Genomic DNA, 25,995 nt, shown 5'->3' with positions numbered 1-25,995 from the left:
CATCAGTATATGAGCAACCTCGTCACAGTCGATGCAATCCGGGCGGCGGCGGACCGCATCGCGGCCGTCGCGCGGCGCACGCCCATCCTCGATGTCTCGCCGGCCGCGGGCCGCCCGCTGCACCTCAAGTGCGAGAACCTCCAGCGGACCGGGGCCTTCAAGATACGCGGCGGATTCAACCTGATTTCGCAGCTCGCCGAGGCGGGCGGGATCGTGTCGGGGGTCATCACGTATTCGTCCGGCAACCACGCCCAGGCGGTCGCCTGTTCGGCGCGGATGCTCGGTCTGCCGGCGGTGGTGGTGATGCCGACGACGGCGCCCGCGGTAAAGGTGGAAGGAACGAAAGCGTTCGGCGCCGAGGTGATGTTCGAAGGAACTACTTCGGTCGAACGCCGGCGTCGCGCCGAGGTGGTGGCGCGGGAGCGGAACCTGACGATCATCCCGCCGTTCGATCACCCGGAGATCATCGCGGGCCAGGGCACGGTCGGGTTGGAAATCGTCGAAGACCTGCCCGGCGTCGCGACGGTGTACGTGCCGATCGGCGGGGGCGGCCTCGCCTCCGGGGTCGCCGCGGCGGTAAAGGCGCTCCGTCCGGATGCGCGCGTCATCGGGGTCGAGCCGGTCGGTGCGGCGGCGATGCTCCGGTCGGTCGAAGCGGGCGGGCCGGTGACGCTCGACCGGGTTGCCAGCGTGGCCGACGGCCTGATCCCGATTCGTCCGGGTGATCTTACGTATGCGCACGCCGCGGCGCTGATCGACCGCATCGTGACGGTGGAAGACGACGCGATTCTCGACGCGGTCCGCTGGCTTGCCGCCCGGGCGCACCTGGTGGTGGAGCCGAGCGGCGCCGCCACCATGGCCGCGATCCTGTCCGGCGCTGGCGCCGGCGCCGGTGGGGAAGCGGACGGGGAGGGCGGCGCGACCGTGGCCGTGCTGAGCGGGGGCAACATCGCGCCGGACGCGCTCGCGCGCCTCCTCAGTGCGGATCCCTGATCAGTTCGCGCGCCGCCGTCGTTGCCTGTGCGAGCGTCGTGATCTCGCCCTCGAGCTGCCGCTCGTAGACCTGCTTCAGGAGCCGGCCCAGCTCCGGACCGGGCGGTACGCCCAGCTCCAGCAGGTGGCGCCCCAGCAGGATGGGCGCCGGCGGGCCATGCTCCACGCCGAGGGCGCGGGCCCGCTCGAGGAACCAGTCCATCGCGGAGCAGTCGAATTCGCCGGTCCGTCCCAGACAGTCCGCCTTGGCGAGGCGTGCGAGCAGCTCCAGATCCACCTTGCGCGCGAGCCGGCGGAAGGCGCCGTCGCCGACGCCGTCTCTTGCCGTCCGCCACATGCCAGGCTTCAGGTGGTGCGCGACGAGTCCCAGCACCTGGTGGCGGACGTCGTAGCCGTCGAAGGAGTGGACGTTCAGCCGGTCCAGAAACGCAATGGCGGGCGGCACGCCTTCCGCCTCGTGGTCGCGCGAGCGGATCCGCCCGTCGATGAACGCGGTGGTGGCCGGCTTCCCGAAGTCGTGGCAGACCGCGCCCAGCATGATCGCGAGCTGTTGCGGCCTGGGCAGGTCGTCGATTCGCTGCCGCGCCTGATCGATCACCAGCAGGGTGTGGACCCAGACGTCCCCCTCCGGGTGCCATTCGGGCTCCTGCGGGCAGTCGATCAGCGCATGCAGCTCCGGGAAGAGATGTTCGACGACGCCGATCTCGCGCGCCAGGCGGAAGCCGATGGATGGCCGCCGGGCGAGGAGCAGCAGCTTCTCCATCTCGCCCCAGATCCGTTCGGCCGGTAGATCGTCTAGCGGGATCTCCCGGCAACGCGCCCTTGTCGCCTCGTCGACGCGGAACTCGAGCCGCGCCGCGAACTGCATCGCGCGCAGAACCCGCAGGCTGTCGTCGCCGAATGTCTCCGGATCGACCATTCGAAGGCAGCGCCGTTCGAGATCGTCGCGCCCATGGCAGGGGTCGAGGTATTCGTCGTCGAGCGGATCCCAGGCGATCGCGTTCACCGTGAAGTCGCGCCGACGCGCCGCCTGCTCCATCGGCAGCGTTGGATCGCCGGTGACCGTGAAACCCCGGTGCCCTCTCCCGGTCTTGGATTCCGTCCGTGGGAGCGAGACGTCGAGCCGGCCCAGCTTGTAAACGGTGAAGCTCGCGCCGACCGTATCGACGCGGCCGAAGCGACCGAGCAGCGCGCCGAGGCGATCCGCCGTGAGGCCGTACACCTCGAGGTCGAGGTTGTCCGGCTCGATGCTCTCGGCGCCGAGAAGGCGGTCGCGGACGTGGCCGCCGACGATCAGCGCGCGCCCACCCTCTGCGCGCGCCGCGCGGGCGACCTCGAGCGCGAGTTGCCACGTGTCGCGGTGCTCAGGCTGCGCGCCACCCCGTGGCGGTGCGGCATTCACTGTCCGCCTCTTGCCGGAAGATCACGCACGACGCGGAAGCCGTAGTCGGTGTACCGGAACGACGGGTCGAGCTTGCTGCGGGCCGCAACCCGGCTGATCGTTACGGCGTGGCGCCACGATCCGCCACGCGACGCACGTCGCACGCCGCCTTGCGGTCCGGACGGATTGCGCGTCGGCGACCGCGCGTACCAGTCGCGCGCATGCCAGTCGGCGCACCACTCGTGGATGTTCGCGGTAATGCCCCGCACGCCGTAGCCGTTGGGTGGACCGAGGGCCACCGGCCAGGGGCCCTCCAGCGGCCCGCGCCCCGCGTTCGGGATCCAGTCGGGAATGGCGCCGTTCTCACCCCACGGGAAGTCGCACCCTTCCCGTCCGGCGCGGGCGGCGCGTTCCCACTCCGCCTCGGTCGGCAGCCGCACAGGTGCTGGGTGCTTCCCGCTGGTGCCGGCCGACGACCGCCAGAGGCAGTACACGACCGCGTCGTTCCAGCTCACGCCCACTACCGGCAGGTCGTCGCGCGTGAAGGCGAGGGCATCCCACTCCCGCGGCCAGCCCCTACCGGTCGCTTCCAGGAAGCGCGCGTACTCCCGTCGCGTCACCGGATCGACCGCCATCTCGAACGCATCGACCCAGACCCGGTGCGGCGGCCGCTCGTCGGCCTGTCCCGCGTCGTTTCCCATGACGAACCACCCGCCCGGGATCGTGACGAACCCACCCATCCTCAAGATGATGCCACGGGGTATCGCTGATATGATCAAGCCTGCCGGCAAGAATCGCGCATGCACACATCACGGCTGGATGGGTAGCCTTCTTCACGGCGCGGCGCGTTTCGCCGCGGTTCTGCTCCTGATCGCTTCGCTTTCCGGTTGCTCCCTCCGCACGATGGCGGTCAACGCGGTGCTGCCGACGTTGGTCAATCCCGCCGTCTACCTCTCCGAGGAGGATCCTGAGCTGGTGCGGGACTCGCTCCCATTCCTTCTCAAGACGATCGAGTCGATCATGGATGCGGACCCGGAGCGACAGGACGTCCTGCTGTTCGCCAACACGGGCTTTCTTCTCTACGCCAACGCGTTCCTGCAGGCCGACGCCGCCATCGCGGAGTGGGACGACTACGCCCTCGCGGGCGAGCTCAACGAACGGGCGCGCCGGATGTATCTCCGTGCGCGCGACTACGGCCTGCGAAACATCGAAGTCGATCATCCCGGCATCACCGATCGGCTGCTCGCCAATCCGGAGGGGGCGGTCACGGTCTTCGAGGCCGCCGACGTGGAGAGCCTGTACTATCTGGGCGGCGCGTGGATTCTCGCCATCTCGCTCGGGCTCGATCAGCCGGCGCTGGTGGCCGACCTGCCGGCCGCTCGCGCCCTGCTGGACCGGGCGCTGGAGCTGGACGAGGACTACGAGCGGGGCTCGCTGCACGTGGCGTTCATCACGCTCGAGTCGGTCGGCGAGGCGATGGGGGGGTCCTACGAGCGGGCGCGCGAACACTTCGCCCGAGCGGTGGAGTTGTCGGAGGGCAAGGATGCGGGCGCTTACCTGTCGCTGGCGACCGGTGTTGCCATCGCGGAAGAGAACCGCGAGGAGTTTCAGGAATTGCTGGAGACGGCGATCGCCATAGACGTGAACGAGGCGCCCGAGAACCGGTTGCTGAACACCATCGCACAGCGGCGGGCGCGCGTGCTGCTGGACCATATCGACGACCTCTTCTTCGCGCCGCTCGACGACGAAGAGGCGCAGGAGATTCGACCATGAGAGAGAAGTTCACGCCCCGGGCGAGCCGGCTCGCCGCGGGCGGGACGACGTCGATTACGGTTTTCCGGGCGGCGGTTGTCGCCCTGCTGCTGATCGCGGCGCCGGCGTTGCTCGACGCGCAGCGCGCCAACCTGCGTCTCGGCACCATCCTTCCCGCCAACTCGCTGTGGGACCGCGCCCTGAAGCAGATGGCGTCGGAGTGGCAGCAATCGACCGACGGCCGCGTCCGGCTCCAGGTGCGGGGCACCACTGGCGACGAATCGACGATCATCCGGCGGATGCGGCTGAACAACCCGCAGGTGGCGGCGCTCACGTTGCCTGCCCTGACCGAGATCGACGAAGCCTTCAACGTGTTCGGCATCCCGTTCTTCTTCGCGGACGACGGCGAGGCCCAGCATGTGCTGGACGCGCTCACGCCGCGAATGCGTGACGCCCTCGCGGAAAACGGTCTCGTGCTGATCGGCTGGGGCCATGGCGGCTGGGTCCACGTCTTTTCCGCCGATCCGGTGACCGACATCGGCGGCCTGCGCCGGGCGAAACTGTTCACGGCGGCGGGCGACGACGGAATGGTGCAGTGGTACAAGGAGAACGGCTTCAACCCGGTGCCCCTCGCTCTGACCGACGTGCTGATGGGGCTCAACACGGGTTTGATCGACGCCTATCCGAGCCCGCCGTACGGCGCGCTCGTCTTTCAGTGGTACCGGCAGACGTCGAACATGCTCGACATACCGCTTGGGCCCGTGTATGGCGCCACCGTTATAACCCAGCGTGCGTGGGACCGGATTGACGAAGCGGATCGCGCCGCCATCCGCGGGAGCGCGGAGAAGATGGCCGACTTCCTCTTCACCGAGGTGCTGCGCCAGGACCGGGATGCCGTCGCGGAAATGCAGAAGCGCGGCTTGACCGTCCACTCGGTGAGCAGCGCGGAAGCGTCGGCCTTTCGCGCGGTATCCGAAGACCTCACCGCGAGCTGGCGCGGCACGCGCGTCCCCGCCGACGTCTACGACGAGGCGGTTCGGGCCCGCTCCGAGTATCGCAACCAGTAAATGGTCCCGCGGGCAACCTGCGTGCCCGCGGCGCCGCACGGATCGATAGATGACTGCCTCGAGCGCGACCGACGCCCGGCCCGTACCTCGCCTGCTCGGTTTTCTCCACACCGGCGAGGAACTGCTTGCCGCCTGCGCCCTGGGGGTGATGGTTCTGCTGCCCCTTGCCGAGATCGTCATCCGTCCCCTCGTTGCGGGAGGCATCCCGGGGTCGATTCCGTTCGTCGAGCATCTGACGCTCTGGGTCGGCTTCCTTGGGGCGGGGCTCGCGGCCCGGCGTAACAAGCTGATCGCGCTCGCGACGGCGACGTTCATTCCGGAGGGCCGGGCGCGACGGGTCTCGCAGGCGTTCGCGGCCACGGTGGGCGCCGGCGTGTCGGCCCTGCTCGCCTGGTCGGCGATCGACGTCGTCGCGATCGAGATGGAAGTAGGGGGCGACATCGCCCTCGGCATTCCGTCGTGGGTGTTTCAACTGGTGCTGCCGTTCGCGTTCGGGCTTATTGCCGTCCGTCTGGCGTGGGGAGCGGGTAGCTGGGCCGGGCGCATCGCGGCGGCGTTGGGCATTGTGGCCGGCATCTGGCTCAGCACGACGGGCGCGGCCTGTGCGAACGTGGACGAGGCGTCGTGCGTCGTCGCGGGCGGGGCGGGATGGCCCTGGGTGGTCCTGGTGGTGGTCGCGGCGCTCGCCGGCGCCCCGATCTTCACCGTGCTCGCCGGTGCGGCGGTCTTTCTCTACATGGTCGATGCGTTCGACCCGGCGGCGGTGCCGCTCTACGCCTACGACCTGGCAACCGAGCCGCACCTGCCGTCGATCCCGCTCTTCACGCTGACCGGGTTCATCCTCGCCCAGGGGCAGTCGTCCGAACGGCTGCTGCGGGTTTTCCGCGCCCTCGTCGGCTGGATGCCCGGCGGCACGGCGGTGGTCTGCGCGGTGGTCTGCGCGTTCTTCACGATCTTCACGGGCGGCTCCGGCGTGACCATCCTGGCCCTCGGGGGCCTGCTGCTGCCGGCGCTGCTGAACGATGGTTATCGGGACCGCTTCTCGGTCGGTCTGCTCACCGCGTCCGGATCGCTCGGGTTGCTGCTGCCGCCGGCGATGCCCCTCATCCTGTACGCCATCGTCGCGCAGACGGCGCCGGAGAACCTCTTCATCGGCGGCATCCTTCCCGGCCTGCTGCTGATCGGGCTGGTAGCCGCTTGGGGCATGCGCGAAGGGATGCTGACCGGCGCCGGGCGGCACCGGTTCGCGGCGGGCGAGGCGGTTTCCGCGCTCTGGGAGGCGAAGTGGGAGCTCCTGCTGCCGTTCGTCGTGCTCGGCGCGCTGCTGAGCGGCCGCGCGACGCTGGTCGAAACGTCCGCCCTGACGGCGCTCTACGCGGCGGTCGTGACCGGCTTGATCCACCGCGACTTCCGGCTCGGCCCCGGCCTCGGCGCGGCGTTCCGGGAGTGCGTCGTCCTGATCGGCGGCGTCCTGATCATCCTGGCCGTCGCCAAGGGCTTCACCGCCTACATGGTGGACGTCGATATTCCTTTCCGCCTGCTGGAATGGACGCAGGCGCGGATCGAGTCGCCGCTGCTGTTCCTGCTCGCCCTCAACGTCTTCCTGCTGCTTGTCGGCTGCGTGATGGACATCTTCTCGGCGATCGTCGTCGTGGTGCCCCTCATCTCGGAGATCGGCGCGGCGTACGGGATCGATCCCGTCCATCTCGGCATCATCTTCATCGCCAACCTGGAGCTGGGGTACCTGACGCCGCCGGTTGGGCTGAACCTCTTCCTGGCCTCGTACCGGTTCGACCGGCCGCTGCTTTCCGTCTACCGCGCGTCAGTGCCGCTGCTGATCATCCTCGGCATTGGCGTGCTCGTAATCACTTATGTACCATGGCTCACGCTGGGCCTGCTGGAACTGGTAGGCCGTCAGTAGCGCTTGCTCCGGGGGCCTGGGCTCGCGCGGAAACGCGTTCAACAGAGGGAGCGAAGCCATGCCTTCGAGATTCGAGAATCGCGGCCTCCTTGTCGCGACGTTCGCCCTGGTCCTGCTGATGACCGGCGCGTGCGGCGCACCCGCCGGGGAGCCTGCCGGCGAGGCGCCTGCCGGCGAAACGCCGGGCGACGGGACGCCGGCCCCGGAGGAGATGAGCGGCGCCGATGCTGCTGCCCCCGGCGACACCGAAGTCCACCTCGCGAACCTCCGCCAGCTCACGTTCGGCGGCGAGAACGCCGAGGCCTACTTCTCGTTCGACGGATCCCAGATCATCTTCCAGTCGACCCGCGAGGGCGTCCCGTGCGATCAGATCTTCCGGATGAACCTGGACGGATCCAACCAGCAGATGGTGAGCACGGGGGAGGGGCGCACCACCTGCGGCTATTTCTATCCGGACGGTGAATCGATCGTCTACGCGTCGACCCACCTCGGCGGAGCCGAGTGTCCGCCCCCGCCCAGCTTCGCGATGGGTTACGTCTGGGCGATCTATGACAGCTACGACATCTTCCGCGCGAACCCGGACGGCAGCGGCCTGGAGCGGCTGACCGACACGCCTGGCTACGACGCCGAGCCGACGGTCGGACCCGATGGCACGATTGTCTTTACGAGCGTGCGCGACGGCGACATGGAGATCTACTCGATGAACCCGGACGGCTCCGGCGTGCGCCGCCTGACCCACCGCCAAGGGCCGGACGGCGGTGCGTTCTTCTCGCCCGACGGTTCGAAGATCATCTTCCGCGGCCGCGAGATCCCGGACGGCGAGGGGTACGATGATTACAAGCGGCTGCTGGACGAAGGCCTCTGGCGGCCGACGGCGGTCGAGGTGTTCGTCATGGACGCCGACGGCGCCAACGTCCGGCAGGTGACCGACTTCGGCGGGGCCAGCTTCGCCCCGTTTTGGCATCCCGACGGCGAGCGGATCATCTTCTCGTCGAACATGCACAACCCGGACGGCCGCAACTTCGACCTGTTCATGGTCAACCTCGATGGCACCGGCCTGAAGCAGATCACGTTCACCGACGTGTTCGACGGCTTCCCGATGTTCTCTCCCGACGGCTCGAAGCTCATCTTCGCGTCCAACCGCGACGCCGCCGAGGAAGGCGACACCAATGTCTTCATCGCGGACTGGGTGGAGTAGTTCCGCGACGATCTCGACGCCGGCGCGGGGTTTCGCCACGGGCTGCTAGCGGGAGCACGACTGGTAGCCCCGGCACGGAAGTGAAGCTGCGGTCGGCGGTCCAGAGTTCGCTCGCGCCGCCTTCGAAGGCCATCAGGGCGATCTGCAGGTCGAAAACGCGCGGCCCGACGACAGACAGCTCGGTCGCAAGCCTGGCCACGCGCTCCGCAAACCGCCCCCCCGGCATCCAGACTTCGGCGCCCGCCGCTCGCAGATTGGCGATGAAATCTGTGGCCTGCTCGGGTGTGGAGGGTCCGCCGGCGGACGCCGGATGAGTCACTACGCTCCAGAACTCGAGGATGACGGACAGGCTGAATCCCCACCCGGTCGACCATTGGCTGGCGCGGGTGATGGCGCTACGGGCCGCATGGTGCTGCGGTGTGGCGGCACGGTGCGCGTAGACGAGGAGGTTCGTGTCGAGGGCAATCATCGGTCGCGCCGAATCCAGTCGTGCATCGCGGCACGGTCCTGCAGATCGACTCCCGGGGGAAGCCCGCCGTCGACCGTCACCCAGTCGATCCGAGAATGCTGTTTTCCCTGTGGATGCGGCCGCTCATCAAGCACCCGGCGGAGCCCCTGCTCGATCAACTCCCGCAGGGTCGAACGCGCCTCTACAGCTCGGATCTTCGCGGCTACCAGCAGGTCGTCCGGCAACTCAACGGTAGTCTTCATATGGTTATACATATTGCCATATTTACGGGCATCCTGCACAGGACGTATTTCCACGAAGATTGACTGCCACCAATGTGCTACAAACCGCTACGTTATGCTACGATATTCCCATGCGTACGATTTCGCAGCGTCAGCTTAGGAACGACTCGGCGGCCATCCTGCGAGACGTCCAGGGGGGTGAGCGGATCGTCGTGACCCGGAATGGCACACCCGTCGCTGAACTGGGGCCGATTCTCCGGCGCCAATTCGTCCCGCGGTCCGCGATTGCCGCCGCCGCACGCACGGCCCCGAGGATCGATTTCGCGCGGTTCCGCGCCGACCTCGACACGGTGGCGGACTCCTACGTGGATGTCTCGGATGGTTAGCGAGTCGTCCGCGGCGGCAGCTCCCGGTCTCGCCCGTGGCCTGCTGGATACGTCCGTCGTGATCGATCTGGACCTCATCGACGATGGCCGGTTGCCCGACGAGACGGCGATTTCCACCATCACGCTTGCAGAACTGGCCGCCGGTCCTCACGCGACGAGCGACGTCGAGGAGCGGAGCCGACGGCAGGATCGTCTGACTTGGGCCGCTTCGCAATGGGATTCCCTACCCTTCGACGCAGCGGCGGCGCGGTCGTACGGCCGGGTATACGCCTCGGTGAGGGGACGCGGGCGCGCCACGCGCCGGCGTCTGGCGGACCTGCTCATTGCCGCCATCGCCCTGGCGAACGACTTGCCGCTCTATACGCGCAACCCGGCGGACTTCGAGGGTCTTGAGCGTCTGATCGCCATCCACGGCGTATGACACCTGCGCCGGGACGCCTGTGGAATAGTATTAATAGAAGTGGTCACTAGAGTTAATATGCCATTAGAAATTAGACATTCTTAATAAGATAAATAACCTGAAGTATTAACAATGGCCCTGGGCGAATCTCTGGACACGCCATTCTGGCGCTGGCGCACGGACGTCTGGGGCATTCTCTGCCTCGCGGCGATGTGGGGCACGGCGTACTGGATCTGGCCGGATCTCCCCGAACAGGTGCCGATCCACTGGAACGCGGAGGGAGAGATCACCTCGTACGGCTCCCGGTCGTCGATCTGGCTACTGCCGGCCATCGCTTCGGTGCAATGGGTCGTGTTCAAGCTCGTCTGGAGGCGCCACGGCGCCATCGCCGACCTCGCCGCGCTGGGAGTCGCGGCGGTGCTCGGCCTGACGTTTCTCGGCGTCGTCGGAACGTACCTGGGCTATTGGAGTGTTCCATTGCCCGGCAATGAGCGAGGAAGTTGGGCTCTCGGCGCCGGGGTGCTATGCCTGATCATCGGGGCAGCCTGCTGGCCGCTGCAGCGGATGGAGCCGAATCCCCTGATCGGTCTGCGAACTCCCTGGACGCTGAAGAGCGATCGGTCCTGGGTCCGTTCCCATCGCTTCACCGGGCAGTCGTCCCTTGCGGTTGCCGCCGCGCTGATCGTTCCCGGACTGTTGGGCGTGCCCCTCCCGTGGCCGGGCGTCCTCGGACTGTTCCTCGCCTGGGTGGCGCTACTGTGTTGGTACTCCTACGTTCAGTGGCGCGACGATCCGGAGCGCGAGTAGCCGGCGGCAGCCCCTGGATCTGGCCAGGAGCCCGTATGCGGGCTGCTAGGGCCGGTGGGCGCCGAGCTGCTCGTGCAGGAGGCTGCGGACGACGAAGAGCACGTTGGCGGGACGTTCCGCCAGGCGCCGCATGAAGTAGGGGAACCAGTCGGCGCCGAAGGGCAGGTAGATGCGGATACCGTAGCCCCTGGCGCCGAGCGCCGCCTGCAGGTCGCGGCGGACGCCGTAGAGCATCTGGAACTCGTAGCGCTCGGCCGATATGCCGCGCGCCGCCGCCGCGGTGTTCACCGCCCTGATCATTCGCGGATCGTGCGTCCCGAAGGCGGGCTCGGCGCCGTCTTCGAGCATCGTCTCGGCGAGGCGGATGAATGCCCGGTCGACGTCCCGCTTCTCGGGGAACGCGATGTCCGGCTCTTCCCGGTAGGCGCCTTTCACGAGCCGGACCGGTACCCCCGCTTCGTTGAGGCGGGCAAGATCGTCCGGCGTCCGGCGCAGCATCGACTGCAGGACGGTGCCGACATCCGGGTGCCGGGCGTGCGCCGCCACGGTGATTCGGAGCGTCTCCTCCAATAGCGCCGAGTGCTCCATGTCGACCCGGACGAAACAGCCGGAAGCACCTGCTCTATCGAGAATCTGCTCCAGGTTCGCTTCGCACAGGCCAGGGTCTAGCTCGAGGCCGAGCTGGGTCAGCTTGATCGAGAGGTTGCACTCCATCCCCGCGGCGCGCACCTCATCGATCACCCGTTCGTACGCCATCGTCGCCTCCGCCGCCGCGTCCGTCGTCCGGACATGTTCACCCAGGTAGTTGAACGTGTGGGTCATGCCGCGCTGCTCGAGGGCGCGGGCCGATTCAATGGCTTCCGGGATATCGCGTCCACCGATGAAGCGCCCGGCCGGGGAGCCGGGGCCGCGCATGCCGTAGCGTGTCGCGGCGGCCTTCAGCAGGCGGCTGTCGGCGGCCGTCAGGAAGAGCCAGCGGGAGAGCCGGTCAACGAGCAAGGGTCAACAGCGCCGCCTGCACCGAGCCTCAGTGAGTCAGGACGGATTCCCGGCGCGGGGCGAAGAGGTGCTCTATGGTGCGCGCGTAATAGCGAAGCACCATTCGCTGCCGCACGCGGTAGCGATCCCCGTCGACCACGATGATCCCGCGCGTTGCGAGTGGCTCGGTCGCGAAGTCCAGCGCTTCGCGGCCGGTCATGACGTCCAGGTTGGCGCCGGCGGATCGCAGGACATCGATCAACTGGTCGATCCGATCCTCCAGCTCGGCGCGCTCCATCGGCGGCCGCAGGGCGGTGGCGATCAGCGCCGACGGGAACACCTTGTAGCAACGGCCGACCGCCTCACGGATCCGCCTCTGCAGCCGCACCATGTCGCGCCGGTCATCCGGGTCGCATCCGTCGAACGTAATCGGATCACCGAAGGTAACGATGCTGCGCGAGCGGTATCCGACCGCGTAGCGGATCATCTCGGCCACCTCCTGGCTGAACGGCCGCTGCGTGCGCTTCACCTGCTGGCGCGACAGGATGAAGTCCTCCAGGACGAGGTCGTAGCCGATCGCGGTGGGGACGACCACCGTGTCGCTCCGCTTCGCTGACGCCACCGCATGGAGCAGTCCCGTCTTGAACGGCTTCAGGGCGCCGCTGTAGCTGCGGCCGCCCTCGAGATAGAGGAACAGGTCGGTCCGGCGCAACGACTCGGCGACGTAGGCCTTCAGGGTGACCAGATACGCGGGATCCTTCGTCTCCCGGCGGATAGGAATGGCGCCGGTCACATGCTTGTGGATGAGGCCCAGCGCACCGCCGAACAGGTTGATGCCGGCCGCGATGACGGGCGGGCGGATGCCGTTGTCGTCCAGAACGAGGGGCTGGACCAGATAGTCGATGTGGCTCTTGTGGTTCGACGCGTAGATGACGCGGCCCTGGCGCGTCGCGGTCCGGACGACATCGACCCGCTCCCCGATCCGTTCGATCTTGCGGAGGATCGGGTAGACCGGATGCTGCAGTGCGCGATACATCCGGTAGCGTTGCGTGGTGCGGAGTTCGTCGAGGTAGCCCTGAATCGCGGCCTGTGCTTCGTCGGGCGAGCGTCCACCGCCTCCCTGCAGGTAGCGGAGCACTTCGTCGCGGTTCAGGACTGCTTCTGCGATGTCGTCCGGCTGCGACACGCCGCGCAGGGTAGCAGTCGAGCGTTGCATCCGCTGAACGCCCGAGTTACGGATCGACCGTGATGGTGGCGGGTCGTGACAGCCGTACCGTGACCAGTGAGCCCGCAACCAGAGTCGCCGGCTCGCTGTCGCCGGCCGCCGCGGCGGCCGTCCCGGCCGATGCGCCCGCCGCCCCGCCGATCGCCGCCCCGCGCCCGCCACCGAAGATGGCGCCCAGAATCGCGCCGGCAACGGCGCCGCCGCCGACCTTTGCGGCGTTCTGCTTTCCTTGCGATTCGCCTTCGCGGTAGACCGTCTCGGTCATGATCGGCGTCTCCACGCCGTCGCCGAAGACGATAGTGTGGAAGCGCACGCCGAGACGTGCGGTCCCACGGAACTGTCCCGCCTGCTCGACCAGAACGACCGAGCCCATGACGATGGTACCGGCCGGAATCACGACGCGATCCTGCTCGATGACGTCGCGGGTGACCCGCGCCTGTACGTCGTCCTCCATTTCGGCGCTGTCACTCGAGACGTGCGTGTCGATCTGGAGGCCAATCACCGAGTCGGCCTCGAGCACCGTTTCCTCCGACACGTCCCATCCGGGAAATGTCGGCGCGCCGGAAGGGTCGAAGCCGGCTGCCGCCCCGGCGGCGGAGCCGGCAGCCGTCTCCGCCGTGCGCGCTACGGGCCAGCCGTCCGCGTCGACCGCCACCGGTTCCGGATCGATGGCGGCCGTCTCGGGGGCGTCGGACCCCTTCGAAGCAGTCGTCTCGACGGGGCGCTCGACACGGCGCCAACCGTCGATCCTGGGGAGATCGTCCACGGAATCGCGAGCCTCGGCCGGCGTCGCCACATCCGGCGTCGCCTCATCCGAGGGAGCGCTGACCTCGACATCGGTTGCCGGCTCGGATTCCGGAGCGCGCGTGCCGTTCTCGCCGGTCGGGGCAACTTCGGGCTCCGGGGCCGGGCTGAGCTCGGGTGCCGGTTCAGGCTCGGGCTCGGGCTCCGGTTCCGGTTCGGGCGCCGGCGCCGGGGGGGCCGATGGGGCAGGCGGCGGTGCGGCCCGGCGTTCCGCGACACGCGGCGCGAGTGGTGCGTCCGCCGCGGCAGCCCCCGGCCCCGGTTCGGGCGGGGCCGGTTCCACCGGGGGCGGTTCAACCACCTGCTCGGTGGCGTCGACCGGCATCACGACGCCGGTGGTGGTCGCCATCGCCACTTGCGCGTCCGGCGCGGCGTCGGCGCCCGACCCCGCGTTGTCCCGGACGGCGAGGTAGGCGCCAAAACCCGCCGCACCGGCAACCACGGCGGCGGCGGCAACGAAAGCCGCAGGTCTTATGTCCATCCTGGCACTCCTCGCCCCGCCAGCAGGGCGGCAAGCGCAAGGCCCTTTCGTGCCCTGGATCTGATTATGTCCCGATCCCGTTCGATTTGAAAGGCGTCCGATACACGCCTGTAACCTGCGGCACGACCACGTGATGTAGAATGCGCGCGCCCGCGTCGGTTGGGGGGCCGCCTGGGCGCTGCAAGAGAGCTAGCGCGCCCTTGCGGGCGCGTTGGAAGTTCCGCTGGCGCGAAACTTCTACGGCGCAGACTCCTGGAAGCTTCAAGTCGCCGTGCCCGCTACCTCGCCGGCCCCTGATCGTCAGCCCGCTGTCGCTCCCCGGCTGCTGAGCGCGATCGGCCTCCTGTTCGTCTTCCTGGTCGGCGTCAACGGCCTCGGTGAAGGCTTCGAGCTGTTGGGCCAGGACAGAATCGAGAGCTTCTTCGCCGCCACGTCCAACCCCTTCGTCGGCCTGATAGTCGGTCTTCTCGCCACCACGCTGGTCCAGAGCTCGTCGGTCACCACCGCGATGGTGGTCGGCCTCGTGGCCGCTCCCGAGAATCCACTGCCCCTGGGCAACGCCATCCCGATGGTGATGGGAGCGAACATCGGGACGACGGTCACCGCGACGCTGGTGTCGCTGGCCCACATCGGCCGGAAGGACGAGTTCGGGCGCGCCTTTCCGGTCGCCATCTGCCACGACATCTTCAACGTCCTGACGGTGATCATCCTGCTGCCGCTCGAGCTGATGACCGGCTACCTCCGAACCACCGCCGTCGCCATGGCGAACCTGCTCGGCGACCGGATCGGGGGCGTGGAGTACGAGAGCCCGCTCAGCACGGCGATCGATCTGGGCTTTGCGCCGCTCGCCTGGATCGCGGCGCTCATGCCGGTTCAGGGGGCGCAGGCGGTGGTGCTGATCGGGCTGAGTGCGGGCTGCATCTTCGGCGCGCTCTTCCTGCTGGTCAAAGTGCTGCGGTCGGCCGTTCACTCGCGGGTGGAGCGGATGGTCAACGGCGCCCTGCAGGCGAGCGCCGTCGTGGCCATGTTCGCGGGCGCCCTAGTGACCGTCATGGTCCAGTCGAGCTCCATCACCACCTCGCTGCTCGTGCCGCTCGGCGGGGCGGGCCTGATTGCCCTCGAGCAGGCGTTTCCCGTCACGATCGGCGCCAACGTGGGGACGACGGTAACGGGGCTGATCGCCGCGCTCGCCGTTTCCGGACCGAATGCGGAGGTGGGGCTGCAGATCGCGCTGGTGCATCTGCTGTTCAACCTGAGCGGGATGCTCCTGATCTATCCGATCCGCGCAATCCGGCGGGTGCCGCTTGACGCGTCGCGCGGCGTTACCAGGCTCGCGCTCCGGTCGCGCAAGCTGACCGTTCTCGCCGTGTTCGTGGTGGCGTACGGCATCCCGGGGCTCCTTATTTTCATCACCCGGCTCTTTGAATGACGCCCTCCCCTGTGTAGACTGATCGGTCGGATTCCCGGCCTGAAGCCGCAGTAGAACGCCACCTTGAACCAACGGTCCGACGTCGTCGTCATCGGGGCCGGCATCGTCGGCTGTGCCATTGCCTACGAACTGGCCCGGCGCGGTGTCCGCGTGCGGGTCATCGACCGCCGGCGGGTCGGTCAGGGTGCGACCCAGGCCTCGGCCGGCGTGCTCGCTCCGTTCATCGAAGCGCACGACCGGGGAGTGCTGCTCGACCTCGCCGCGCGCAGCCTCGATCTCTACGATCAGTTCGTGGCGCGGGTCGTCGAAGACTCCGGCGCCGCGGTGCAGTACGTCCGGAGCGGTACCCTCGAGGTGGCGTCGAACTCCGCGGGCTCGGCTCGGCTCGACTCCATACACGCCACCTGTCAACAGCGCGGGATTCCGTCCGAGAGACTCGACGGCCAGGCCGTCCGCGAGGCGGAGCCGCATCTTGCCCCGTCGGTGTCGGCAGGCCTGTTGGTCCAGTCCCACGGCTTCGTCGGCGCCTCGGACCTGACCGCCGCGTTGCGCCGCGCCGCTACCGCGCATGGCGTCGTCTTCCGTACCTCCGCGGAGGCGACGCACGTCAGGGCGAACGGTAACCGCGTGCGGATCGAAACCTCGGGCAACGCGATGAACTGCGAGACCGCAATCGTCGCCGCTGGCAGTTGGTCCGGCCGGGTCGAGGTGGACGGCGCGACGCAGCTCCCGATCCGGCCCGTGCGGGGGCAGCTTCTCCATGTGGGATGGCCGACGCCGCCGCTCCGCCGCGTCGTCTGGGCGCCCGACTGCTACCTGGTTCCCTGGAGCGATGGCTCGGTGCTGGTCGGCGCGACGATCGAGGAAGTGGGGTTCGACGAGCGGGCGACCGTCGCGGGGGTCCGTTCCCTCATCGACGCCACCGCGCGGGTTGCACCCCAGGTGGAGCAGGCCTCGTTCCTGGGCGCGCGTGTCGGGTTGCGTCCGGCAACGCCGGACGCGCTGCCGGTCATCGGCCGTTCCGTTTCCGTGCCCGGCCTCGTCTACGCCTGCGGCCATTTCCGGAACGGAATACTGCTGGCTCCGCTCACCGCCTCGCTCGTGGGCGATCTCCTGGTGGATCGGAAGCACGACCCCGCGCTCGACGTTACCGCGCCGTCCCGCTTCGGCGACTGCTGAACCGGACTCGCCCGCGTGCTGTACCCTTAGGAGTTGGTGGCGAAGTCGCGCGCCGCACCGATCGGGCGCGGCGTGAGTTTCCACCACGGCCTGGAGTTCGAAGAGAAAGAGGAAGGAGTCGTTACGCGATGATAAACGCCCGTACCAATGCGCCGGCCCCGCTCAACGAGCCGGTTCGCGCCTACGCTCCCGGCTCGCCAGAGCGCGAGGAGTTGAAAGCGCAGCTTCAGGTGTGCGCCGGCGACCAGATCGAGATCCCGCTCGTCATCGGCGGCCAGCAGGTCCGCACCGGTGACATCGCCCAGGCCGTGATGCCGCACAACCATCAACATGTGCTGGCGAGGTTCCACCGGGGGAACGCGGATACGGTAGCCCAGGCGGTGGCGGCGGCCGAGGCGGCGCGTCCCGGGTGGGCCGCGTTGCCGTGGGAAGCGCGCGCCGCGGTCTTCCTGCGGGCCGCCGAGCTGCTCGCCGGCAAGTACCGCTCGATCGTGAACGCCGCCACGATGCTCAACCAGAGCAAGACGATCTTGCAGGCGGAAATCGATGCCGCGTGCGAGTTGATCGATTTCTGGCGCTACAACGTCTCCTACATGCCGCAGATCTTCGGCGAGCAGCCGGGGAACGGGCCGGCGATGTGGGACTACGTCGAATATCGACCGCTTGAAGGTTTCGTCCTGGCGGTTACGCCATTCAACTTCACGTCCATTGCCGGCAACCTGCCGACGGCCCCGGCGATGATGGGCAACACGGTCATCTGGAAGCCCGCCTCGACCGCGGTCCTGTCCGCATGGCACCTGATGGAGTTGCTCCGCGAGGCGGGGCTGCCCGACGGGGTAATCAACTTCGTGCCGGGGAGCGGTGGCGCGATCGGCGATCCGGCGATGAATCACCCGTCGCTCGGCGGCGTTCACTTCACCGGCAGCACGGAGGTGTTCCAGGGGATGTGGCGCGCGGTTGGAGCAAATATCGCCGGCTACCGGAGCTATCCCCGGATCGTCGGCGAGACGGGCGGCAAGGACTTCATCTTCGCGCACCCGTCGGCGGACCCGGCGGCCCTCGCGACCGGTCTCATCCGGGGCGCCTACGAGTACAGCGGGCAGAAGTGCAGCGCGGCCAGCCGGGCCTACATCCCGAAGTCCATCTGGGACCGTCACGCGGATGACTGGTGCCACGAGATCGACGGGATCCGGTACGGCGACGTCGCCGATCTCACCAACTTCATGGGTTCGGTGATCGACGCCGCGTCGTACAGGACGCAGAAGACGGCGATCGACGAGGCTCGCGCCGCGGCCGACGCGGACGTCGTCTGCGGCGGCACGTGCGACGATTCGACCGGCTATTTCGTCGCCCCGACGGTGATCCGGGCACACGATCCCCGGTACCGGACGATGGAGGTGGAACTGTTCGGTCCCGTCCTGACGGTCTACGTCTACGACGACGACAAGTACGCGGAGACGCTCGAGCTGTGCGACCGGACCTCGCCCTACGCGCTGACCGGAGCCATCTTCGCGACCGACCGCCACGCGATTGATCGGGCGCAGCGAACGCTCGTGAACGCTGCGGGCAACTTCTACATCAACGACAAGCCGACAGGCGCGGTGGTGGGGCAGCAGCCCTTTGGCGGCGCGCGCGCCTCAGGGACCAACGACAAGGCGGGCAGCGCCCTCAACCTGATCCGGTGGGTGAGCACACGGACGACGAAGGAGAACTTCGTGCCGCCGACCAACTACCGCTATCCGCACATGGAGGCTGACTAATGGCATTCTGTGACCACTGCGCGGGTCAACGCTTCGATCGGGCGCAGGTGCTGCGCACCCTGCGCGCGACTCGCAGGCGCCTCCGGGCGGAGAGGACCGAGTGTACCGGCCTGGAGGCGATGGATCTGGCGATCCAGGCCGTCCGCTCCCTGGAGACCATCCACCTCGAGTTATTGGAGGATATGGGCGACGACACGGTCATCCACTGACCGGGCTGCCAAGGAGCTTGCTCCGTAGAAGTCTGGCGCCAGCGAAACTTCCAACGCGCCCGCAAAGGCGCGCCGACGGCTACTTCGGTTGCGGCACGACCCGCATGTACGGCAGCGGCCGCTGCCATCCGTCAGGGTATGCGGCCTTCGCGTCGTCGTCGCTCACCGCCGGCAGGATGATGACATCGTTCCCCTGCTTCCAGTTGGCGGGGGTCGCCACTTTCTTCTGGGCCGTAAGCTGGCACGAATCGACCAGGCGAAGGATCTCGTCGAAGTTCCGCCCGGTGCTCATCGGGTAGGTGAGCGTTGCCTTGATCCGCTTGTCGGGACCGATCACGAAGACGGACCGGGCCGTGGCGTTGTCGGCCGGTGTCCGTCCGACCGACGTGTCGCCCGCATCGGCCGGCAGCATGTCGTACTGCTTGACGACGGCAAGCGTCGGGTCGCCCACCAGCGGATAGTTGATCGCGTTGCCGCTCAACGACTCGATGTCCTGCGACCACTTCGCGTGATCGCTCACCCCGTCGACGCTGATGCCGAGCACCTTGCAGTTCCGCCGGGCGAATTCGTCGACCAGCCCCGCCATGGTTCCCAGCTCCGTCGTGCAGACCGGCGTGAAGTCCTTCGGGTGGGAGAACAGGACCGCCCAGCCATCGCCGATCCACTCGTGGAAGCTGATCGGTCCCTGTGTCGTATCCGCTGTGAAATCGGGTGCGATGTCGTTGATTCTGAGTGACATGCTGGTTCCCTCCGTTGCGACGCCCAAAGTCTATACCGTCACCTCAGGTGATATTCTATGCACGGTTCCGGTGGCACTGGGCCGCGTTCAGGCCCGCCTTCCCGGGGACGAGTGGAGCAGCAGATGGATCGGGTACAGATTGCGATACCGGTGCGGGGGTTCGGGGAAACCTCGCGGCGCGACGCATGGTGGCTGCAGCCCGCGGCCGTCTTCGTGGGACTTGCCGCGTTCCTCGTCTACTCCACGTGGGCCGCGTTACAGGGCGCGTACTACACCTACGAAGGCTACCTCTCGCCGATGTACTCGCCCGAGATCTTCGGCGATTCGCCGCATAGCCTGTTCGGGCCGCGGCCCGGCTGGTGGCCGATGTGGCTGCCTTTCTCGCCAGCTCTCCTCATCCTCTGGGCGCCGGCCGGCTTCCGGCTCACCTGCTACTACTATCGTGGCGCGTACTACAAGGCGTTCTGGGCCGACCCGCCTTCGTGCGCGGTCGGTGAGCCGCGCAACGCGTTCCGGGGCGAGAACTCGTTCCCGCTGATCCTGCAGAACGTCCACCGCTATTTCCTTTACCTGGCTCTCGCCTTTCTCGTCTTCCTGAGCTACGACGTCTGGAACGCGCTCTGGTTCGACGACGGCGCGGGCGGCACGACGTTCGGCCTAGGAGTCGGCACCCTCGTGCTGGCTCTCAACGTGATCCTTCTTGGCAGCTATACGTTCGGCTGCCACTCGCTGCGCCACCTCGTCGGCGGGCGGCACGACTGCATCTCGGCCAGTCCGGTGCAGAAGATGACGTACGACTGCGTCGGTTGCTTCAACCGCCGCCACATGCTTTTTGCCTGGATGAGCCTCGTCTGGGTCGGCTTCTCCGACATCTACGTGCGACTCTGCTCGATGGGGATCTGGACCGACCTGCGTTTGATCTGATTCTGCGACCCGCCCGATGGATTACCAGACATTCGAACATGACGTCCTCGTAATCGGCGCCGGCGGCGCTGGCCTCCGCGCGGCGATCGAAGCGTCCGCCGCCGGCGTGTCGGTTGGTCTGGTCTGCAAGTCGCTCCTCGGCAAGGCGCACACCGTGATGGCCGAAGGGGGGATGGCGGCGGCGCTGGCGAACGTGGACGACCGCGACTCGTGGGAGACCCACTTCGCCGACACGATGCGGGGCGGGCAGTATCTGAACAACTGGCGGATGGCGGAGATCCACGCCCGGGAGGCGCCCGACCGGGTGCGCGAGCTCGAAGCGTGGGGCGCGGTCTTCGACCGGACCACGGACGGGCGGATCCTGCAGCGGAACTTCGGAGGCCATCGTTACCCTCGCCTCGCGCACGTCGGCGACCGGACCGGGCTGGAGATGATCCGGACCCTGCAGGACCACGGCGTCCACCAGGGGATCGACGTGCACATGGAGTGCACGGTCGTCGAGCTGCTGAAGGATGGCGACCGCGTCGCCGCCGCGTTCGCCTACGACCGCGAGCGGGGCCGCTTCCTGCTCTTCAGGGCGAAGGCGATCGTGCTGGCGTCGGGCGGCATCGGGCGGGCGTTCAAGGTGACGTCCAACAGTTGGGAGTACACCGGCGACGGGCAGGCGCTTGCCTACCGTGCCGGCGCCGAGCTGATGGACATGGAGTTCGTCCAGTTCCATCCGACCGGGATGGTCTGGCCGCCGTCGGTCAAGGGCATTCTGGTGACCGAAGGCGTTCGCGGCGAAGGGGGCGTGCTGCGTAACAGCGAGGGTCGCCGCTTCATGTTCGACGACATCCCCGATCTCTACAAGCACCAGACGGCCCACGATGAGGAGGAAGGCTGGCGCTACACGCAGGGCGACAAGGAGGCGCGCCGGCCGCCCGAGCTGCTGACGCGCGACCATGTGGCGCGCTGCATCGTCCGCGAGATCAAGGAAGGACGCGGCAGCCCGCACGGCGGCGTCTTTCTCGACATCGCCTGGATCAAGGAAAAGCTGCCGAACGGCGCCGAGCACATCCGCAAGAAGCTGCCGAGCATGTACCACCAGTTCAAGCAGCTTGCCGGCATCGACATCACCGAAACGCCGATGGAAGTGGGGCCGACGACGCACTACGTCATGGGCGGCGTGCGCGTCGACGCCGATTCGCAGATGTCTGCGGTGCCGGGACTGTTCGCCGCCGGCGAAGTGGCGGCGGGCCTGAACGGCGCCAACCGGTTGGGGGGCAACTCGCTCTCCGACCTGCTGGTCTTCGGGAAGCGCGCCGGCGAATACGCTGCGGCCCTTGCGAAGGAGCAAGGGCAGGGGCGAGTGGACGACGCGGAGGCGGAGCGGGCGGCGCAGATGGCGCTGGAGCCGCTGGAGCGGCAGGGGAGCGGCGAGGCGCCGTACCAACTGCAGTACGAGTTGCAGGATCTGATGCAAAGCCAGGTGGGAATCGTCAGGAACGACGCCGAGCTCCGCGCCGCGCTCGACAGCCTGCTGCGGTTGCAGGAGCGCGTGAAGCGCGTCGAGGCGCCGGGGAACCGGGAGTACAACGCCGGCTGGCACACCGCGCTCGACCTCCGCAACCTGATGGTGGTTTCGGAAGCCGTGACCCGCTCCGCCATCGAACGGCAGGAGAGCCGGGGCGCTCATTTCCGCGAGGACTACCTCGAGAAGGACGAGGCCTGGGGCAAGACCTCCCTGGTCATCCGGCGGGGCGAGGACGGCGCCATGGACGTGCGGCGCGAGTCGCTTCCGCCGCTCCCCGACAACCTGCAGCGGATCATTGACGAGAACCAGAAGAGCTGACGGGGGCGAGATGGCAAGCGCAACGTTCAGGATCTGGCGAGGTGGCCCGGACGGCGGTGCGTACGAGGACTACACCACCGAAGTGTCCGAGGGAATGGTGGTGCTCGATGCGGTCCACCAGGTGCAGGCGGAGTCCGCCAACGATCTGGCGGTCCGGTGGAACTGCAAGGCAGGCAAGTGCGGGAGTTGCTCAGCCGAGGTGAACGGCAATCCGAAGCTGATGTGCATGACGCGCCTCAGCAGCCTCAATCTGGACGAGCCGGTGACGATCGAGCCGATGAAGGCGTTCCCGGCGGTCCGCGATCTGGTTACCGACGTTTCGTGGAACTACGACGTCAAGAAACGGATCAAGCCGTTCCGGCCGCGCCCGCCCGACGCCGACGACGGCACCTGGCGGATGGCGCAGTCCGACGCCGAGCGCGTGCAGGAGTTCCGGAAGTGCATCGAGTGCTTCCTCTGCCAGGACGTCTGCCACGTCCTGCGCGACCACCGGCTGCACCATGAGTTCATCGGCCCGAGGTTCTTCGTCCACACCGCGGCGCTCGAGATGAATCCGCTTGACACCGAGGATCGGGCCGACGATCTGGCGAACGCCTTCGGCGTCGGCTACTGCAACATCACCAAGTGCTGCACGAAGGTCTGCCCGGAGGAGATCACGATCACCGACAACGCGATCATCCCCCTGAAGGAGCGCGTCGTCGATCGGCTCTACGATCCGCTGACTCGCCTGCTCCGTATCTTCCGCTCCTAGGAGTTTCCGCCGCAGAAGCTCCGCGTCCGCGGAACTTCCAACGCGCCGGACACGGCGCGCGTGCCCTTCCCGCGGGTCGGGCATGAGCGGCCGTACCGCGTCGGGAAAGTCTTGCTGCCGGATCTCCTCGCCCGCCCGGGGTCGGTACATTTCATGGCCGAAGGCGAGCAGCAGCACCGCTGTCACTTCGACCGCAACGAACGTCACCGCGGCGGCGCGCCAGGGAAGGTCGCGCCGCCGGAACGAGTCACTCAGCCAGGCCGCGACCGGCAGGCAGGCTGCGTGGAACGCGATCACGACGTGCCAGCCCTGGAGCACCACGGGCGAGAGTGCCGCCGCCCCGCACAGGGCCGCCAGGCACCACAGGGCGTAGGCGCGGAACCAGTCGGCCGCCACCGCCCGCCGCGGGTTGTCCGAGGGGTCGAAAGACGGATCGCGCGCGAACCAGCGCCACCCCGCATACAGCACGAGCGGAAGGGTCACGAGGCCCGCCGCCCAGACCAGCGTTACGAGCCCCGATCCGAGCGTCGTCCCGAGCGTTGCGCCCGCCTCCCCGGCCGGTGCGTCGAACCAGACCACTTCCCGCAGCCGCCGTCCGATGTCCAGGGAAGCGAGGCGCAGGAAGCGGCCGGCTCCCCGCAGGCCATTGAGTACACCCAATAGCAGCCGCGGGTACTCCACGGTCGGGGTCGGCGCGAGCGGCGGCAGCGTGCCGGCAACAAACGCCTGCAGGGTCGGAACCAGGGTCAGGCAGCCCGCGCCGACACCGAGAGCAGCGCCGCGCCAGTCGATCCGGACCAGTTTCCTGGCGACCAGCATGGCGGTCAGGACCACGAGGACGAGGAATGACGCGTGCAGTTGCGCCGTGGCGGCGAGCAACAGGCCGAGGAGCATGCTCCAGCCGACGTGCGGGCGCTCGCGCAGCCGGTACGCGCAGAACAGGTGCAGCGCGGCCGGCAGGAAGACGTACGCCGGCTCCCACAGGAAACCGGCGTGATAGAGGCGCCACGGCGAGAGCCAGTAGATTGCGAGGTACGCCGCCGCGAACCGCGCGCCGAGGGCGCGGCCAACACAGACGGCCAGCAGCACGGCGGCTGCGACGTGCGTCAGGCCGGAGAGGAGCGCGGGCGCCCGGTAGTCCGGCCAGACCTCGAGCGGCCCGGCGATCAGGAGTGGAAGCAGGGCCCCCGGGATCCGTCCGTTGCCGCTCATGGTCTTGGCGAACGCGGGCCATTCACCCGTCTCGAGAAGGTCGAGCGCGGGCAGCAGCAGCGCGTACTGGTCGCCATAGACCCACTGGCGCGACCAGAGCAGGGCCTGAAGCAGCGCACCGGTGATGGCGACCACGCCGAGGGCGACCCGCGGGCTCACATCACTGCGTCCGGGTGGGACCCACGGCCACCGGCGACCAGGCGGGTTGTCCTTGCACCAACGTTACGCCGGCGCACGTGGCGACGTTCACCCCAAGCGCAATGATGCCGGCGTGGATGTTCCATGGCTCGGGCCGGCCGGTCAGCAGCAGGCCGGCGTAGGTAGCGCAGCCGGCCAGCAGGCCGGCAAGGGCGGCGGACGTGGTCAGGCGCCGCCAGCCGACTCCCAGAATGAAGAGCGGGGCGACCTGCGCCAGGATCTCCATCTTGATTTCGGTAAGCCCCCAGAGCGTGATGCGGGGCGCAAGGGCAATGGTGACCAGCACGGCAACCACTGCCCAGGAGAGCCGCTTGCCGATCCGTGTGAGCTGCGCCTCCGGCGCTCCGCGCAGCAGCGTCGTCCCGAGGATGTCCTTCGCCAGAATGGACGACAGGCTCAGCAGCACCGAGTCCGCGGTCGACATGACGGCCGCGACGACGGCGGTGATGACGACGACGCAGAGTATGTACAGGAGCAGCGACTTTCCCGCCCAGGCGTTCAGGAGCGTCGGCATTACCTGATCCGCGTCACCGACGTTCCCGAGTTCGGCGATCGCCAGGATCCCCACCATGAACATGACGCCGGTGGTCACCAGGGGCAGGAAGACCATGACGCTGAACGCCCGCTTCAGCGTGGCGGCGTCGCGAGCCGCGTAGATCCGTTGAATCGCGTGCGGATAGACCGCGCCGGACAACCCGATCAGCAGGATCGTCGAGAACCAGTAACGCGAGAGCTCCCATCCGGGGACCGCTGCCTTCTCGGGGGCCGCCGCGGCCACCGCTTCCGTCAGCCCCGCGAGATGCCCCGGGGTCGGCACGACCGCGATCAACAGGCCGACCAGGCCGACCAGCAGCATGATGCCCTGCACGCAGTCGGTCCACGCGACGGCGCGCATGCCGCCGACCGTCTCGTAGATGATCACGACGAGGGTCAGCAGAACGACGCCGGCCCAATACGGGACCGCGCCGCCGGAGAGTCCCTCGGTGACGTGGCCCATCGCGATGAGCTGCGCGAGCAGGTAGTTGGAGATGGCGAGGATTAGCAGCACATTCGCGAGCAACGTGAGCGCCGGCGAATTGAACCGGTGCGCGATCCAGTCCCCCGGGGTCACGAAGTGATGGCGTCGCGCGATCACCTGCAGGCGTGGCGCGAACAGCAGGTAGGCGACGATGATCGCCATCATGAAGCCGACGCTCATCACCCAGGCGTAGCCCATCCGGACCGCCTCGCCGGGATAGCCGAGCAGCGTGTTGCCGCTGTACTGCGTCGCGTACAGGGTCAGCAGCAGGACGAAGCCGCCAAGATTGCGTCCGGCGAGATAGAAATCGCCCAGCCGCGACTGCTTCCCGTGCCGGCGCGTAATCCAGCCGACGGCAATCAGCACGGCCAGATAGAGGGCGACGGCGATGCCCGCGCCGACCGCGAGGCTCATCGATCCGGCTCCTTAGCCGTGGAGCGGTCCGGTGCGATTGCCGCATCGGCGGGAACATCAGAGTCCGGTTCGGGCCAGCAGTTGCGTACCACCCACACCGTGAAGAGCGCGACGCCGAGGTAGGCGGCGAGCGAGATCACCACCCAGTGGGGCAGGCCGAACCACAGGCGCAAGGGTTCGTCCGCCGGCAGATACCAAGGGATCGATCCCGCGAAGAGGCAGAGATAGACCGCCCAGATCCAAGG

General features: G+C 68.1%; 24 protein-coding genes. 15 read left to right on the top strand and 9 right to left on the bottom strand.

What is annotated here, in order from left to right:
• Window positions 1-9 precede the first annotated feature (9 nt).
• Window positions 10-993, top strand: coding sequence for a pyridoxal-phosphate dependent enzyme (locus tag F4Y45_03075; protein ID MXY23492.1), 984 nt, complete (start codon window positions 10-12; stop codon window positions 991-993).
• Here the strand turns inward: F4Y45_03075 and F4Y45_03070 are convergent.
• Window positions 977-2,395: a polynucleotide adenylyltransferase gene (locus F4Y45_03070; protein MXY23491.1), complete on the bottom strand. Its 1,419-nt coding sequence runs from the start codon at window positions 2,393-2,395 to the stop codon at window positions 977-979. The two genes, F4Y45_03075 and F4Y45_03070, sit on opposite strands and share 17 nt — an antisense overlap.
• Entirely contained in the window at window positions 2,392-3,114 is a 723-nt protein-coding gene (locus F4Y45_03065) for a formylglycine-generating enzyme family protein (protein MXY23490.1), read from the bottom strand. Before F4Y45_03065 ends, F4Y45_03070 begins: the two co-directional genes overlap by 4 nt.
• Here F4Y45_03065 and F4Y45_03060 point away from each other — a divergent pair.
• From F4Y45_03060 to F4Y45_03045, 4 genes are all read left to right on the top strand, one after another.
• Window positions 3,074-4,147, top strand: coding sequence for a hypothetical protein (locus F4Y45_03060; protein MXY23489.1), 1,074 nt, complete (start codon window positions 3,074-3,076; stop codon window positions 4,145-4,147). The genes F4Y45_03065 and F4Y45_03060 overlap by 41 nt on opposite strands.
• Window positions 4,144-5,193: a hypothetical protein gene (locus F4Y45_03055; GenBank protein MXY23488.1), complete on the top strand. Its 1,050-nt coding sequence runs from the start codon at window positions 4,144-4,146 to the stop codon at window positions 5,191-5,193. Before F4Y45_03060 ends, F4Y45_03055 begins: the two co-directional genes overlap by 4 nt.
• 49 nt (window positions 5,194-5,242) lie before the next feature.
• Complete coding sequence (locus F4Y45_03050; protein MXY23487.1) at window positions 5,243-7,114, top strand: TRAP transporter large permease subunit; 1,872 nt, start codon at window positions 5,243-5,245, stop codon at window positions 7,112-7,114.
• A gap of 211 nt (window positions 7,115-7,325) precedes the next feature.
• Window positions 7,326-8,312, top strand: a complete 987-nt coding sequence (locus F4Y45_03045; GenBank protein ID MXY23486.1) for a hypothetical protein — start codon at window positions 7,326-7,328, stop codon at window positions 8,310-8,312.
• Here the strand turns inward: F4Y45_03045 and F4Y45_03040 are convergent.
• Window positions 8,290-8,781 (bottom strand): PIN domain-containing protein, encoded by a 492-nt coding sequence (locus F4Y45_03040; GenBank protein ID MXY23485.1) that lies wholly within the window; start codon window positions 8,779-8,781, stop codon window positions 8,290-8,292. The two genes, F4Y45_03045 and F4Y45_03040, sit on opposite strands and share 23 nt — an antisense overlap.
• Complete coding sequence (locus F4Y45_03035; protein ID MXY23484.1) at window positions 8,778-9,023, bottom strand: DUF2191 domain-containing protein; 246 nt, start codon at window positions 9,021-9,023, stop codon at window positions 8,778-8,780. The genes F4Y45_03040 and F4Y45_03035 overlap by 4 nt, the downstream gene beginning before the upstream one ends.
• Window positions 9,024-9,133: 110 nt before the next feature.
• On the opposite strand from F4Y45_03035, the gene F4Y45_03030 reads away from it, so the two are divergent.
• The 3 genes from F4Y45_03030 (at window position 9,134) to F4Y45_03020 (ending at window position 10,595) form a co-directional block, all read left to right on the top strand.
• Window positions 9,134-9,388, top strand: coding sequence for a type II toxin-antitoxin system Phd/YefM family antitoxin (locus tag F4Y45_03030; protein MXY23483.1), 255 nt, complete (start codon window positions 9,134-9,136; stop codon window positions 9,386-9,388).
• Window positions 9,381-9,809 (top strand): type II toxin-antitoxin system VapC family toxin, encoded by a 429-nt coding sequence (locus tag F4Y45_03025; GenBank protein MXY23482.1) that lies wholly within the window; start codon window positions 9,381-9,383, stop codon window positions 9,807-9,809. The genes F4Y45_03030 and F4Y45_03025 overlap by 8 nt, the downstream gene beginning before the upstream one ends.
• Window positions 9,810-9,920: 111 nt before the next feature.
• Entirely contained in the window at window positions 9,921-10,595 is a 675-nt protein-coding gene (locus tag F4Y45_03020; GenBank protein MXY23481.1) for a DUF1648 domain-containing protein, read from the top strand.
• Between the two features lie 45 nt (window positions 10,596-10,640).
• Here F4Y45_03020 and F4Y45_03015 read toward each other — a convergent pair whose 3' ends face one another.
• Genes F4Y45_03015 through F4Y45_03005 form a run of 3 tightly spaced genes read right to left on the bottom strand, consistent with a single transcriptional unit; the run spans window position 10,641 to window position 14,083 of the window.
• Window positions 10,641-11,594: a proline dehydrogenase gene (locus F4Y45_03015; GenBank protein ID MXY23480.1), complete on the bottom strand. Its 954-nt coding sequence runs from the start codon at window positions 11,592-11,594 to the stop codon at window positions 10,641-10,643.
• A 28-nt stretch (window positions 11,595-11,622) separates the two neighbouring features.
• Window positions 11,623-12,789, bottom strand: a complete 1,167-nt coding sequence (locus tag F4Y45_03010) for a hypothetical protein (GenBank protein ID MXY23479.1) — start codon at window positions 12,787-12,789, stop codon at window positions 11,623-11,625.
• Window positions 12,790-12,805: 16 nt separating this feature from the next.
• Window positions 12,806-14,083: a hypothetical protein gene (locus F4Y45_03005; protein ID MXY23478.1), complete on the bottom strand. Its 1,278-nt coding sequence runs from the start codon at window positions 14,081-14,083 to the stop codon at window positions 12,806-12,808.
• A gap of 211 nt (window positions 14,084-14,294) precedes the next feature.
• Here F4Y45_03005 and F4Y45_03000 point away from each other — a divergent pair, with 211 nt between their 5' ends.
• The 4 genes from F4Y45_03000 to F4Y45_02985 all read left to right on the top strand — a co-directional run bounded on the left by F4Y45_03000 (window position 14,295) and on the right by F4Y45_02985 (window position 18,660).
• Window positions 14,295-15,512: a hypothetical protein gene (locus tag F4Y45_03000; GenBank protein MXY23477.1), complete on the top strand. Its 1,218-nt coding sequence runs from the start codon at window positions 14,295-14,297 to the stop codon at window positions 15,510-15,512.
• Window positions 15,513-15,575: 63 nt separating this feature from the next.
• Complete coding sequence (thiO, locus tag F4Y45_02995; protein MXY23476.1) at window positions 15,576-16,691, top strand: glycine oxidase ThiO; 1,116 nt, start codon at window positions 15,576-15,578, stop codon at window positions 16,689-16,691.
• A 128-nt stretch (window positions 16,692-16,819) separates the two neighbouring features.
• On the top strand, window positions 16,820-18,451 hold the full coding sequence (gene pruA, locus F4Y45_02990) for an L-glutamate gamma-semialdehyde dehydrogenase (protein ID MXY23475.1): 1,632 nt from the start codon (window positions 16,820-16,822) through the stop codon (window positions 18,449-18,451).
• Window positions 18,451-18,660 (top strand): hypothetical protein, encoded by a 210-nt coding sequence (locus tag F4Y45_02985; protein ID MXY23474.1) that lies wholly within the window; start codon window positions 18,451-18,453, stop codon window positions 18,658-18,660. The genes pruA and F4Y45_02985 overlap by 1 nt, the downstream gene beginning before the upstream one ends.
• A gap of 79 nt (window positions 18,661-18,739) precedes the next feature.
• Here the strand turns inward: F4Y45_02985 and F4Y45_02980 are convergent, their stop codons facing one another.
• Complete coding sequence (locus tag F4Y45_02980) at window positions 18,740-19,399, bottom strand: peroxiredoxin (protein ID MXY23473.1); 660 nt, start codon at window positions 19,397-19,399, stop codon at window positions 18,740-18,742.
• 123 nt (window positions 19,400-19,522) lie between these two features.
• Here F4Y45_02980 and F4Y45_02975 point away from each other — a divergent pair, with 123 nt between their 5' ends.
• The 3 genes from F4Y45_02975 to F4Y45_02965 are packed head-to-tail and all read left to right on the top strand — an operon-like array spanning window position 19,523 to window position 22,908.
• On the top strand, window positions 19,523-20,323 hold the full coding sequence (locus F4Y45_02975; GenBank protein ID MXY23472.1) for a succinate dehydrogenase: 801 nt from the start codon (window positions 19,523-19,525) through the stop codon (window positions 20,321-20,323).
• Window positions 20,324-20,339: 16 nt separating this feature from the next.
• Window positions 20,340-22,157, top strand: a complete 1,818-nt coding sequence (locus F4Y45_02970; GenBank protein MXY23471.1) for a fumarate reductase/succinate dehydrogenase flavoprotein subunit — start codon at window positions 20,340-20,342, stop codon at window positions 22,155-22,157.
• A gap of 10 nt (window positions 22,158-22,167) precedes the next feature.
• Complete coding sequence (locus F4Y45_02965) at window positions 22,168-22,908, top strand: succinate dehydrogenase/fumarate reductase iron-sulfur subunit (GenBank protein MXY23470.1); 741 nt, start codon at window positions 22,168-22,170, stop codon at window positions 22,906-22,908.
• 1,372 nt (window positions 22,909-24,280) lie between these two features.
• Here the strand turns inward: F4Y45_02965 and F4Y45_02960 are convergent.
• Window positions 24,281-25,750, bottom strand: a complete 1,470-nt coding sequence (locus F4Y45_02960; GenBank protein ID MXY23469.1) for a sodium:solute symporter family protein — start codon at window positions 25,748-25,750, stop codon at window positions 24,281-24,283.
• Between the last annotated feature and the right edge of the window lie 245 nt (window positions 25,751-25,995).

This window comes from Acidobacteriota bacterium, assembly GCA_009838525.1.
Lineage (GTDB): Bacteria > Acidobacteriota > Vicinamibacteria > Vicinamibacterales > UBA8438 > VXRJ01.
The sequence above is the reverse complement of the archived record's forward strand: the minus strand, read 5'-3'. Positions and strand labels throughout refer to the sequence as shown.